The organism is uncultured Roseibium sp., assembly GCF_947496995.1.
Classification (GTDB): Bacteria; Pseudomonadota; Alphaproteobacteria; order Rhizobiales; family Stappiaceae; genus Roseibium.
In genome coordinates, this window is sequence record NZ_CANMFD010000005.1 from 420641 (window position 1) to 433717 (window position 13077).

10 protein-coding genes are annotated in these 13077 nt (G+C 61.1%); 3 read left to right on the plus strand and 7 right to left on the minus strand.

Going from position 1 to position 13077, the window contains the following annotated elements; all coding sequences use genetic code 11:
- Positions 1 to 63: 63 nt before the first annotated feature.
- From Q1B40_RS20820 to Q1B40_RS20850, 7 genes are all read right to left on the minus strand, one after another.
- Positions 64 to 852, minus strand: coding sequence for a crotonase/enoyl-CoA hydratase family protein (locus tag Q1B40_RS20820; protein WP_299818883.1), 789 nt, complete (start codon positions 850 to 852; stop codon positions 64 to 66).
- Positions 849 to 1709, minus strand: a complete 861-nt coding sequence (locus tag Q1B40_RS20825) for a hydroxymethylglutaryl-CoA lyase (protein ID WP_299819139.1) — start codon at positions 1707 to 1709, stop codon at positions 849 to 851. The genes Q1B40_RS20820 and Q1B40_RS20825 overlap by 4 nt, the downstream gene beginning before the upstream one ends.
- 271 nt (positions 1710 to 1980) lie before the next feature.
- A complete protein-coding gene (locus Q1B40_RS20830; RefSeq protein WP_299818886.1) occupies positions 1981 to 3612 on the minus strand; it encodes an acyl-CoA synthetase in 1632 nt (543 codons plus the stop codon).
- Complete coding sequence (locus tag Q1B40_RS20835; RefSeq protein WP_299818889.1) at positions 3599 to 5596, minus strand: acetyl/propionyl/methylcrotonyl-CoA carboxylase subunit alpha; 1998 nt, start codon at positions 5594 to 5596, stop codon at positions 3599 to 3601. Before Q1B40_RS20835 ends, Q1B40_RS20830 begins: the two co-directional genes overlap by 14 nt.
- 76 nt (positions 5597 to 5672) lie before the next feature.
- Positions 5673 to 6509, minus strand: a complete 837-nt coding sequence (locus tag Q1B40_RS20840) for an alpha/beta hydrolase (protein ID WP_299818891.1) — start codon at positions 6507 to 6509, stop codon at positions 5673 to 5675.
- Between the two features lie 6 nt (positions 6510 to 6515).
- Complete coding sequence (locus Q1B40_RS20845) at positions 6516 to 8123, minus strand: carboxyl transferase domain-containing protein (protein ID WP_299818894.1); 1608 nt, start codon at positions 8121 to 8123, stop codon at positions 6516 to 6518.
- On the minus strand, positions 8120 to 8782 hold the full coding sequence (locus Q1B40_RS20850) for a TetR/AcrR family transcriptional regulator (protein WP_299818897.1): 663 nt from the start codon (positions 8780 to 8782) through the stop codon (positions 8120 to 8122). The genes Q1B40_RS20845 and Q1B40_RS20850 overlap by 4 nt, the downstream gene beginning before the upstream one ends.
- 179 nt (positions 8783 to 8961) lie before the next feature.
- Here Q1B40_RS20850 and ppk2 point away from each other — a divergent pair, with 179 nt between their 5' ends.
- The 3 genes from ppk2 (at position 8962) to Q1B40_RS20865 (ending at position 12948) form a co-directional block, all read left to right on the plus strand.
- A complete protein-coding gene (ppk2, locus tag Q1B40_RS20855; protein ID WP_299818900.1) occupies positions 8962 to 9870 on the plus strand; it encodes a polyphosphate kinase 2 in 909 nt (302 codons plus the stop codon).
- Between the two features lie 159 nt (positions 9871 to 10029).
- On the plus strand, positions 10030 to 11037 hold the full coding sequence (locus Q1B40_RS20860; protein WP_299818903.1) for a Gfo/Idh/MocA family oxidoreductase: 1008 nt from the start codon (positions 10030 to 10032) through the stop codon (positions 11035 to 11037).
- Between the two features lie 342 nt (positions 11038 to 11379).
- The gene (locus tag Q1B40_RS20865) at positions 11380 to 12948 is read left to right on the plus strand and encodes a PAS-domain containing protein (protein ID WP_299818906.1); all 1569 of its coding nucleotides are present in this window, start codon (positions 11380 to 11382) and stop codon (positions 12946 to 12948) included.
- Positions 12949 to 13077 lie beyond the last annotated feature (129 nt).

Genomic DNA, 13077 nt, shown 5'->3' on the forward strand with positions numbered 1-13077 from the left:
TTCTTCAGGATGTGTGTGTGGCTGGTTGCTGGGGTGCATTATGCCGGAGGGGGGCGAGACCTGTCAGGTCGCCACCCAGTCCGGTTTGCGTTTTTCGAGGAACGCCGAAATGCCCTCCCTTGCCTCCGGTGTTTCCCAGGTGTCGGCAAGACGGCGGATGGTGTCTTCGATGATCTCGTCGGTGATGGCAGGGCCGAGTGATCTGGCAAGCGCTTTGGAAGCGGCGACGGCTGCCGGGGCGGCGGCAAGATACGGGGTTACTTCCCGTTCGACGGCGTCGTCGAGTGCATCCGGCGAGACGATACTTGAGGCAAGATCGAGCTCCCTGGCTTCCTGCGCGCCGAATATCCTCGCCGACATGAATACCCGCCGCGCCTTGCCTTCTCCCATGCGCGCAAGCACATAGGGGCTGATCGTTGCCGGGATCAGGCCGAGGCGGACTTCGGTCAGGCCGAATTTGGCGCTGTCCACGGCGACAACGCTGTCACAGACACTCATCATGCCGATGCCGCCGCCGAAAGCCTGTCCCTGGACGCGGCCGATCAACGGTTTGGGTAGCTCATTGAGGGCCTTCAGCATCATGGCCAGTTTGCGCGCCTCGGCCATGCGCGTTGCGCGGTCGGCCTCGAACTGGTCGCGCATCCAGCCGAGATCGCCCCCGGCGCAGAAGCTTTTTCCCGCACCGGTCAGAACCACGGCACGAACCGACGCGTCGGCGGCGAGGTCGTTTGCCGCGGCCGTCAGTTCTCCGATCATCAGGGCAGACATGGAGTTGTGTTTGTCCGGCCGGTTCAGCGTGAGCGTCGCGACGCCGCGCGGGTCAGCCGACAGGGAGATGGTCTCGTAGGTCACGCGTCCACGCTCCGCAGGCTTTTGGCGAACGCCGCGACGTCTTCAAGCGCAGTGCGGTCGATGCCGGTTTCAAACCCCTTGTCCGCCATAAGGCCGAGTACGGCTTCCGTGGCGACATTGCCCTTGGCGCCCGGCGCATAGGGGCACCCGCCCAGGCCGCCGACGGCGCTATCGAAGGTGCGCAGGCCCTTTTCCAGACTGACCGCGATATTCTCCAGTGCCCGGCCTTTCGTGTCGTGGTAGTGGCCGGCCAGCCTGGCTGCGGGCACGGCCTCCAGCACCGCGTCCAACATGGCGGCGACCGTCTCCGGGGTTCCTGAGCCGATGGTGTCTCCCAGGGAGATCTCGTAGCAGCCGAGATCCAGGAGAAGCCTTGCGACTTCCGCGACCTTTTCCGGCGGGGTCGGCCCGTCATAGGGGCAATCGGTGACGCACGAAACATAGCCGCGGACGGGAATATCGTCTTCGCGGGCTTTTTCCAGCAGCGGCCGGAAGCGCTCGATGCTCTCGGCAATCGAACAGTTGATGTTCTTTTTCGAAAACCCTTCCGACGCGGAGCCGAAAATCGCGACTTCATCGGCCGATGCCTTGCGCGCCGCCGTGAAGCCTTTGACGTTCGGTGTGAGGGCCGCATAACTGATGGCCGGATGCCGGTATATGCCTTCCATCACGTCCTGTGCGTCGGCCATCTGCGGCACCCATTTGGGGCTGACGAAACTGGTCACTTCAATCTTGCGGAAACCGCAATTCGACAACCGGTCCACCAGTTCGATTTTCTGCGCTGTCGGCACGAACTGCTTTTCGTTCTGCAGGCCGTCGCGCGGGCCCATCTCAAAGATGGTGACAAAGTCGGACATTTTTCTGCTCACTGGGGTTTTCCGTTTGTGTGCTTTGTCATCCCGGCCAAGCGTGGCGCGAGCCGGGATCCAGTAGACCGTAGTACCTGCGATTTCTTTGCACCGCAGGCGATTACCGGATCCCCGCCTGCGCGGGGATGACAACGAGGGGCCGGATACCAATCCGGACTCCAGATATCTTTCGCGCTGAATGCACGACTGACTCCCGGGCTTGATACGTGGTCGCTGCGCACACGTCGATGCCGGAAACGACGGGGCACGAAGAGGTTGATCATTGTTCCTGCTCCGCGCGGGCCCTGAGGTCACGGCGGATGACCTTGCCGGTGGTGGTCAGCGGCAGGGCATCGACGAAGTCGATCTCGCGCGGATATTCATGGGCGGCGAGACGGGTCTTGACGAAGGCGGCGATCTCCTCGGCGAGGTCGTCCGACGGCTCGATGCCGCCTTTCAACACGACATAGGCCTTGACGATTTCCGTGCGCCGCGGGTCCGGCTTGCCGACCACGCCGGCCATTGCCACGGCAGGATGCCTGATCAGGCAGTCCTCGATCTCGCCCGGGCCGATGCGGTAGCCGGAGGAGGTGATGACATCGTCATCGCGGCCGACGAAGCGGATCCAGCCGTCTTCATCGCGCACGCCGGTGTCGCCGGTCAGCAGCCAGTCGCCGGCAAATTTTTCTTCTGTTGCCTGGCTGTTGTTCCAGTAGCCAAGAAACATCACCGGATCGGGACGGCCGACGGCGATGTTGCCCTGCGTTCCCGCAGGCAGTTCCTCTCCGTCATTGCCGACGATGCTGATCCTGTGTCCCGGAACCGGTCTGCCCATGATGCCCGGACGGGCCTGCATGAGCCTTGAGCAGCTTGAAACGATCATGTTGCATTCGGTCTGGCCGTAGAACTCGTTGATGGTCAGGCCGAAAGTCTTGCGGCCCCAGTCGATCAGTTCCGTACCGAGCGTTTCACCGCCCGAGGCAACCGAGCGCAGGTTCAGGTTCCAGCGCGTTTCGGGATCTGCCACCTGGCGCATCAGCTTGAGCGCGGTGGGCGGCAGGAAGCTGTTGCGGATCTTCTGGTCCTGAAGCAACTGGAAAGCGGCCTCTGAGGTGAATTTCCGGAACCTGCAGGCGACGACCGGAACGCCCAGATAGAGCGCAGGCATGAGCACGTCCAGAAGGCCGCCGATCCAGGCCCAGTCGGCGGGTGTCCAGATCCGGTCGCCGGTCTGGCCGAGAAAGTCGTGGCTCATTTCCACGCCGGGAAGATGGCCGAGCAGCACCCGGTGGCCGTGAAGGGCGCCCTTGGGCTGGCCGGTGGTTCCGGATGTGTAGATGATGATTGCCGGATCGTCGGGCCCCGTGTCGAAGGGTTCGAAGGTCTCCTCGTGGCCCGCCATATGGGCACCAAGGTCTTCGGCGCCCGGGCTTTCGCCATCGGCGCAGAATACCGTCGTCAGGCCGGGAAGCCGGCTTCTGATCTTCTGGAGTTTTTCCGCGCCGCCGGCGTCGGTTATCACCGCTTTCGCCCCGGAATCGTTCAGCCGGTACTCCAGCGCTTCCTCGCCGAACAGGGTGAAGAGCGGAATGGTGATCGCGCCGAGTTTCAGCGCGGCGATATGGGCGAAAGCGGTCTCCGGCCTTTGCGGCATCAGGACGCCGACCCGGTCACCCGGCTGGACGCCCCGGGCGGCCAGAAGATTTGCAAATCGGTTGGAGAGGCGTTTCAGGTCGCCATAGGAATAGCTGACCGTCTCACCGTCCTCCTGCGCATAGACGAGCGCTTCGCGGTCCGGGTCCTGCTTGGCCCAGGCGTCGCAGATGGCGACGCCGATGTTGAACCTTGCGGGGATGTCCCAGACAAAATCCTGGACAAGGTCTTCGTAGCTCCGGCTGTCAGGCGGCAGCATCGCCGGCCTCCTCCGCAAGAGCGAGAAGAATGGTGCCGTCGGTGACCTGTTCGCCTTCCGACACCAGGACCTCGCCGATGACCCCGTCGCGGGGGGCCTTGAGCGTGTGCTCCATTTTCATGGCTTCCAGGATCAACAGCGGCTGGTCCTTCGTGACCGCATCGCCTGTCTGGACCGTGAGCATCTTCACGAGGCCGGGCATCGGCGCGATGAGCTGGTCTCCGGCCGCGGCTGCGTCTTCATCGGCGCTGAGCGCATCCGGCAGTCCGATGATGAAGGCATGGCCGTTCAGGAAGACGGTCAGTCCCTTCTCGCCCTCGACGACGACCGTGCGGGCCCTGTGGCCCTGACATTCATAGAGACAGGAGCCGTTCTCGGCGCTGACCAGAACATATTCCCGGATGCCGTTTTCAAGGTGAACCGCAAAGCGGCGCGGGGCGAGGGCGTGGACTTCCACGTCCCGCCGTTCGCCGGCGATTTCCAGCAGCGCGAATTGCCGCGAAGCGCTCCAGATCCGCCATCCGGCCAGGGTCTCGAACGGGTCGCTCCCCGTCACCGCCCTGGTGAGGCCAAGGGCGGTGAGCGCCGCCATCGCAATGGCATCTTGGGGTATGTCCGGCTCGGCTATCAGATCGGCCAGATTACGGTCGATCAGGCCGGTATCGACCTCACCTGCGGCGAAGCCTTCATGGCGGCAGAGAGCGGCAAGAAAAGCCGCGTTGGTGACGCAGCCGGCCACTTCCGTTTTCTCAAGGCTGGCAAGCAGCTTGCCGAGCGCGGCCTCGCGGGTGGGGCCGTGCACGATCACCTTGGCGATCATCGGATCGTAAAAGGGCGTGATCTCATCCCCGGTTCGCACGCCGCTGTCGACCCTGGCGGTGTCCTCGGGCAGGACAAGATGTTCCAGTGTGCCGATGGCGGGCAGGAAGCCTTTCGGCGCGTCCTCTGCATAGAGGCGAGCCTCGAAGGCCCAGCCGTCAAAGGACAGCTCTCCCTGGGTCTTCGGCAGGGCTTCTCCGGACGCGACCCTGAGCTGCCATTCGACCAGGTCCTCGCCGGTGATCATCTCGGTGACGGGATGCTCCACCTGCAGGCGGGTGTTCATCTCCATGAAATAGAAGCGGTCGGGCCTGAGACCCTCGGAGACATCGGCAATGAATTCGATGGTGCCCGCGCCGCAATAGTCGATGGTCCTTGCCGCCTTTACCGCGGCTTCCCCCATGGCGAGGCGCATGTCCTCCGGCATGCCGGGAGCCGGAGCTTCCTCGATCACCTTCTGGTGGCGGCGCTGCAGCGAGCAGTCGCGCTCGAACAGATGCACCGCATTGCCGTGGCTGTCGCCAAAGACCTGGATTTCGATATGGCGCGGCGTGGTGAGATATTTTTCGATGAGCACGCGGCCATCGCCGAAGCTCGCCTCGCCCTCGCGCTTCGCGCCCCGCAGGGCCTCGACAAAATCCTTCTGGTCATCGACACGGCGCATGCCCTTGCCGCCGCCGCCGGCGCGCGCCTTGATCAGCACCGGATAACCGATGCGCCCGGCCTGGAGTTTGAGAAAGTCCGCGTCCTGATTGTCGCCGTGATAGCCGGGCACCACCGGAACGCCGGCTTTCTGCATCAGGGCCTTGGCGGCATCCTTCAGGCCCATCGCACGGATGGAAAAGGCGCTGGGGCCGATGAAGGCGATGCCTGCCTCTTCCAGAGCATCGACGAAATCCGGGTTTTCCGACAGGAATCCATAGCCCGGATGAACGGCCTGCGCACCGCTCCGCCGGCAGGCATCGATGATCCGATCGCTCTTGAGGTAGCTTTCTGCGGCCGGTGCCGGGCCGATGCGGTAGGCCTCGTCGGCCATGGCGACATGCTTTGCTCCGGCGTCGGCGTCGGAATAGACGGCCACCGTGCCGATGCCAAGTTTTTTCGCGGTCGCCATGACCCGGCAGGCGATTTCGCCGCGATTGGCAATGAGGATCTTGTTGAACATCAGTTGTCCGCCCTCCCGAGCGCATCGGCTTTGAAACTGGTGATGTCACCGCAACGGGTTCTTGTCAGGATCATTCTCACATTCCCTTCCGGCCGGCCGTCTTCAGGAAGGCCTGAACATGGAAGGCGATCGCTTCGGGCGCATCTTCCTGCATGAGGTGGCCTGCGCCGGAAACCGGAATGAATTCGGCTCCGGGGATCATGGCGTGCAATTCGCGTCCACGCTCGATCGGGATCCATTCATCGTCTTCTCCCCAAAGGATCTGCACCGGGCAACGGATCTCGGAATAGAGATCCTGAACCTCGTCCGTATAGCGCTGGTCCATTTGCGCGATCTGCCGGTAGAACGCAGCCTGTTTCTCCACGCCGATCCATTGCTCCGCGTAAGGGGTCAGCGTCTCCCGGCTCGCCTTGCGCTTCATGGCCGACTGAAGATAAGCGGGCAGGATGGCCTCGTGCATGTAACCCGGCATTCCTGCAAAGGCGGCTTCGTGATGTTTCACATGCTGCACCAGCGGCGAGCCCCAGGGCCGGACAGCGACAGGATCGATCAGTGTCAGGCTGTTGTAGTCAATGCCATCGATCAGATGGGCACGCAGCGCAGTTGCCCCTCCGAAATCGTGAGCGACAATGTCCGGTTCCGCCAGGTTCCAGTGGTCGACCAGGGCGGCGAACAACCGGTTCTGAACGCCGAGGGAGACGTCGCCGACCGGCCTGTCCGAGTTGCCGTAACCGAGCATGTCGAAAAAGTAGACCTTGCGTTCGGTGGCCAGCAAGGGTGCCAGCCGCGCCCACTCGTAAGACCAGAAGGGGGTGCCGTGCATGAGCACAACGGGTGCTCCCTCGCCGAGACTGCCCCAGCGGATCGTGTGACCCTGGAAATCGAACGTTTCGGGTGTCTGCCAGTCTGTCATCCGTTTTTACATCCTGAACAGGCCGAAGCGCGTCTCTTCTATGGGCGCGTTCAGCGCCGCTGACAGGGACAGGCCGAGGATGTCGCGGGTCTTGCGCGGGTCGACGATGCCGTCGTCCCACAGGCGCGCGGTGGCATAGAGCGGGTGGCCCTGTTCCTCGAACTGGTCGATGATCGGCTGCTTGAACGCCTGTTCCTCTTCCGTCGCCCAGGTGCCGCCCTTGCGCTCTATGCCGTCGCGGCGGACGGTGGCCAGCACGCCGGCGGCCTGTTCGCCGCCCATGACGGAGATCCGCGAGTTCGGCCAGGTCCACAGGAAGCGCGGGCCGTAGGCGCGGCCGCACATGCCGTAGTTTCCGGCGCCGAAGGAACCGCCGACGAGCATGGTGATTTTCGGCACGGAGGTGGTGGCGACGGCCGTGACCAGCTTGGCGCCGTCCTTGGCGATGCCGCCGCTTTCATATTTGCGGCCGACCATGAAGCCGGTGATGTTCTGCAGGAACACCAGCGGCACCTTGCGCTGAGAGCAGAGTTCGACGAAATGCGCACCCTTGACCGCGCTTTCGGAGAACAGGACACCGTTGTTGGCGACGATGCCGACGGGCATGCCGTGAATATGGGCAAAGCCGCAGACCAGCGTCGTTCCGTAGCGCGCCTTGAATTCGTCGAAGCGGGATCCGTCGACAACGCGGGCGATCACCTCGCGGATGTCGTAGGGCGTCTTGAGATCGGCGGGAACGACGCCAAGGATTTCCTCCGGGTCGTACAGCGGGTCTTCCGGTGTCTGCAGCGCAATCGAGGTGGACTTCACCCTGTTGAGGCTGGCGATGGAGCGGCGGGCGAGCGCGAGGGCATGGGCATCGTCGCGGGCAAGATGATCGGCAACGCCGGAAAGACGTGTGTGCACATCGCCGCCGCCGAGGTCTTCCGCCGTGACTTCCTCGCCCGTGGCTGCCTTGACGAGAGGAGGACCGGCTAGAAAGATCGTGCCCTGGTTCTTGACGATGATGGTCTCGTCGGACATGGCCGGAACATAGGCGCCGCCCGCCGTGCACGAGCCCATCACCACCGCGATCTGGGCAATGCCTTTTGCCGACATGTTGGCCTGATTGTAGAAAATCCGTCCGAAGTGGTCCCGGTCGGGAAAGACCTCGTCCTGGTTGGGCAGGTTGGCACCGCCGCTGTCGACCAGATAGATGCAGGGCAGGTTGTTTTCCGCCGCGATTTCCTGGGCGCGCAGGTGCTTCTTGACCGACATGGGATAGTAGGTGCCACCCTTGACGGTGGCGTCGTTGGCCAGGATCATCACTTCCTGGCCTTCCACCCGGCCGATGCCGGCGATCATCCCGGCGGCAGGCGCCGCACCGTCATACATTTCATGGGCGGCCAGCATGCCGACCTCCAGGAACGGCGAGCCCGGATCAAGCAGACGCGAGACGCGCTCCCGGGGCAGGATCTTGCCGCGGGAAACATGGCGCTGGCGGGAGGTTTCACCGCCGCCGTCGAGTGCGGTCTGGGCTGCGGCCTTCACCGTTTCCATGGCCGCCTCATGTGCGGCCCTGTTGGCCGCAAACTGGTCGCTTCTCGGCGAAAGGCTCGATTTCAGGATGCTCATGCCATCCGGTCTCCATTTGGGATTTCCGGCGCGACGGCCTTGCGCACCAGGTCAAGATAAAGTTCTTCAATGTCCCGTTCCGACAAGCGGCCGCCTTCGCGATACCAGGCCGGAATGCCGGTCAGCATGGCAATGATCGCACGGGTCGTGACTTTCGGATCCTCGACCGCGTAGCGGCCGGCGGTTCTGCCGTTTTCCAGAATGTCTGTCAGCAGGGCTTCGTAGCGGCGGCGCTCGGTTTCGACGATGCGGAAATTCACCGGCTCCAGATTGCGCAGTTCCATATAGGAAATGAACACCTCGTCCGTGCGCTCCAGGTGATAGCGGATGTGAAAGCGCACGAAGCGTTCAAGCGGATCCATGTCCGGCGAGAGGTCTGACGTTTCCCAGGCCGCCAGAAGATCGGCCATATGCGACAGCATCAGGTCTTTCAGGATGTCCTGCTTGGTCGGGAAATGATTGTAGAGCGCGCCGGGACGGACACCGACGTCGGCAGCGATCTCGCGCATCGACACGGCGGCATAGCCGGACGCAGCGAAACGCTTCAGGGCGGCCTTGCGCACCCGTTCCGCAGTTTCCTGACCCTTCGCGCGCGTCTGGGATCCGGCCTGAGCCGCGGCCGTGGCCCGGTCGTCTGTTTTCGCGGCGCTGCTTGGCATCCTGTCCTCCTCAACAGAAAAGTAAATGAACGTTCGTTCATTTGCAAGAAGGGTTCGATGTAAATTTGTCCCGAATGGATATAATGGCCTGCGAAAATTGGCGAGTGTCAAAAAACTTTCATGGATAAGCTGTTCACAGTCCGAGGGACGAAGCCTCCTGTTTTTCAAAGGAATGATTGATGAGCGACGATAGCGCGAAGACCTGGGTCGAGGCCGAATGGGCGGACAGCCTCGATGAAGAACTGGAAATGGAAATCGATGACAATCTGATCGCCAAGGATCTGGCCTTCATTTCCGACAAGAGGCACAAGTCGCCGCTCGACCGGAACACCTATTTCTACGAGTTGCTGCGCCTGCAGTCCGAGCTGGTGAAGCTTCAGGACTGGGTGCAGCACACGGGAGAAAAGATTGTCGTCATTTTCGAAGGTCGGGACGCGGCCGGAAAGGGCGGCGTGATCAAGCGCATCACCCAGCGCCTCAATCCGCGCGTCGCCCGGGTCGTCGCCCTGCCGGCGCCGTCGGAACGCGAGAAGGGCCAGTGGTACTTCCAGCGCTATGTGCCGCATCTTCCGGCTGCGGGTGAAATCGTGCTCTTCGACCGTTCCTGGTACAACCGATCCGGGGTCGAACGGGTCATGGGCTTTGCTTCGGAAGATCAGGTCGAGCAGTTCTTCAACGACGTTCCCGAATTTGAACGCATGCTCGTGCGTTCCGGTATCAAGCTGGTCAAATACTGGTTTTCCATAACGGACGAAGAGCAGCAGCTGCGCTTTCTGATGCGCATCCACGATCCGCTGAAACAGTGGAAACTCTCACCGATGGACCTGGAGTCCCGCGTGCGCTGGGAGGACTATACGAAGGCCAAGGAAGAGACCTTCGAGCGGACGAACATTCCCGAAGCGCCGTGGTTCATCGTCGAAGGCAACGACAAGAAGCAGGCGCGCCTCAACTGCATCAGTCATCTTCTGTCCATGCTGCCCTACGAGGAAGTGCCGCACGAGGCGATCACCCTGCCGGAACGCCGCTTCAACCCGGATTACGAGCGCAAGGTCCTGCCGGAGCATCTCTACGTGCCGCAAAAATTCTGAAGCGGTGCGGAAGGAGCCGGAGCGCAAGCTCCGGTTCCCTGCAAGAGAAGACAATCCGATCTGTATCGATCCGTTCTGCCCGGCCCCCGCCCTTGCGGTGGGTCTTTCTTCTGTGCCATTTGAGGAGCGTGCCTCAAAAGAATGTGGGAGAAAGTCACGATGGACAGCACGAAAATCCGGTGGGGAATCGTTTCGACGGCCGCGATCGGGCTTCAGAAGGTCATTCCGGGTATTCAGCGCTCGAAGACGGGAGCCGCTTGTGCCATTGCCTCCCGGAGCCTCGAAAAGGCGCAGGGCGCAGCGCGTGATCTCGGCATCGAGAAAGCCTATGGATCCTACGAGGATTTGCTGGCCGACCCGGAAATCGACGCCATCTACAATCCGCTCCCCAATCACCTGCATGTGCCGGTGACGGTGCAGGCCGTCAAGGCGGGCAAGCATGTGCTGTGCGAGAAGCCGATTGCCCTGAATGAACGGGAGGCCGCGCAGCTTCTCGATCTGCCGAAGGACCGGCTTGTGGCAGAGAACTTCATGGTGCGCGCGCATCCGCAATGGATCAGGGCCCGCGAGATCGTCCGCTCCGGCGAGCTGGGCGACCTGAAGGCGATCCAGGCGTTTTTCAGCTATTACAACGACGATCCGGACAATATCCGCAACATGGCCGATATCGGCGGTGGCGCGCTTTATGACATCGGCTGCTATACCATGCTGGCCGGCCGGTACTTTTTCGATGGAGAGCCCGAGCGCGTCGTATCGCTGATCGACCGGGATCCGAAATTCGGCACAGACCGGATGACCAGCGCATTGCTGGATTTCGGGCAGGGCCGGCATCTGAATTTTGTCGTCTCGACCCAGCTGACGCCCTATCAGCGCTTCCAGCTTGTCGGCACCAGGAAACGCCTCGAGATCATGATCCCCGTCAACGCCCCGCAAGGCGAAGCCGTCACAATCCGTATGGACGACGGGTCGGAGCTGGGAGACGGCGCCATCCGGTCCGAGACAATCGCGCCCTGTGACCAGTATGCCGAGCTTGCCGATGTTTTCGGCCGGGCGATAAAGGGTGAAACCCCGTTGCCCCATGGCGCGGCAGACGCCGTTCAGAACATGAAAATCCTGGACGCACTGTTTGCGTCGGCGGACGAGGGCGGCTGGGTCACGGTTGGCTGATCGTACGGCCAGCTGATTGCATCGGCAGGGCACTCACGTGCCCTGCTTGCCGGGGAGAGTATGGATTCGTATTGACCGCACTCTCATATGGCATTCTCGCAGGTCGTGAGGTGACCTGAGTTTTCTTTAAAGTATATCTTCAGATGTATTGTAATTATTGCCACTATCAATAGATAAATCAGCACAACTTAATAGTCATTTATTGTAAAAATTGCTTATTTTTCGTAGAATATGAAGTTCTTGAAGTATAATTTAGCCTGAGATTTACTTTTTATTATTTCTGTCGTTCCACGTTGACATCGATCACATCGGGCCAGCGAACAGGAGCCTGCAGGAAAGACGATGCATTTCATTCGCAGAGATTTTGATCCGGCGGAGCTGCTCGAATGCCTGGTCTCAACAGCTCATCACGGCATTTCCTTCATTGATCGCGATCTCAACCTCGTGATGATCAACGAGACTGCGTTGAAGCTGCTTGAATTGCCAGCGGACATTCTGGACGATGACCCTAGGCTTGAAAACGTGTTCCGCTACAATGCCGAACGCGGCGACTACGGGCCGGGAGATCCCGAAGTTCTCGTAAAGGAGCGCCTGGACCTCGCCGGATTGTTTTTGCCGCATGACTTCGTCCGCACCCGGCCGGACGGCAGGATACTGCGTATTCAGGGCACTCCTGTCCAGAGCGGGGGCATCATCACGACCTATACCGATGTCACGACCGAACACGAGCAGGAAAAGGCCCTGAGAGAAGCGCGGGACCGACTGGAAGACACGCTGGACGAGCGGTCCCGTGAACTGGGCGCCAATCGCGACCTGCTTCTCAGTTCGATAAACGCCATCAAGGACGGCTTTGCCGTGACCGATGCGGAAGGCAGGGTGGTTCTTGCCAACAACAAGATGTTTGAAATCTATCCGCAGCTGCCGGCGTTTCTGGCGCGCAAAGCCCATGTCAGCGAAGTGATTAATTCCATTTTTCCCGACGAACCGGTGAGGAATCTCGACGAGTTTTCCGACCGCCAGAGCATGTGGACGGAACGGCAGTTTCCCGATGGGCGCTGGTACAGGATCACGCGGACCAGAACGGACGACGGCGGAATGCTGGCTGTCTATTCCGATATCTCCTCCTACAAGGAACAGCATGCCGTCCTGCAGAGCCATACGGATGAGCTGGTCCGGCATCTGAGAAAAGAAAAAGAACTGAACGAGATGCAACGCGAGTTCGTCTCGATGGCCTCCCACGAATTCAGGACTCCGCTGGCGATCATCGACAGCAATGCTCAGCGGATATTGCGAAAAGCGGACAAGTTGAAGCCTGAAGCGCTCGTTCAGCGGCTCGGGAACATCCGGGATTCGGTTGAGCGAATGCAGTATCTCATCGAGCGTTTTCTGAATTTCTCTCAGTCCGAGTCCGTCGGGATGGAGATCAACCGGGATTCCATTTCGTTGCGCCACCTCACCCTTGCCGTGTGCGAGCGACAGAAAGGCATCGCAAGGGACTACAAGTTCGTGGTCGACGTGGACAATCTTCCCGAATTCATGGATCTGGACAGAAAACTGATCGAGCAGGGCATTTCGAACCTTTTGTCGAATGCCGTCAAATATTCACCCGAGCAATCGACGATCACCGTGATCGGCTCGGAAATGGACGGCAAGGCAGTTATCTCCGTGCGGGACGAAGGGGTGGGCGTTCCCCAGGAAGAAATTTCCAAGATCTTCAACCGGTATTTTCGGGCGTCGACTTCCAGCGGTATTGCCGGCACGGGCATCGGCCTCAACCTGACAAAAATGATCGTGCAGAAACACGGCGGGAATATCCACGTTGAAAGCGAGGTCGGAAAGGGAACGATCGTCACCATCTCCCTGCCGGTGGTGAGCCGTCAGGCTAAAGTTGCGCAGGCGAGAGCAAGCTAGATGTGGACCAAAGTCATGCATTCAGGCCTTTCGGAAACAGATTGGATCCAGGGCGTGAAAGCGCGGGAGGGCTGGTGCCCCGGACACGCGCGGGACCTCCGGAGATGGGCTGATTTTGCCCGCGGGAGG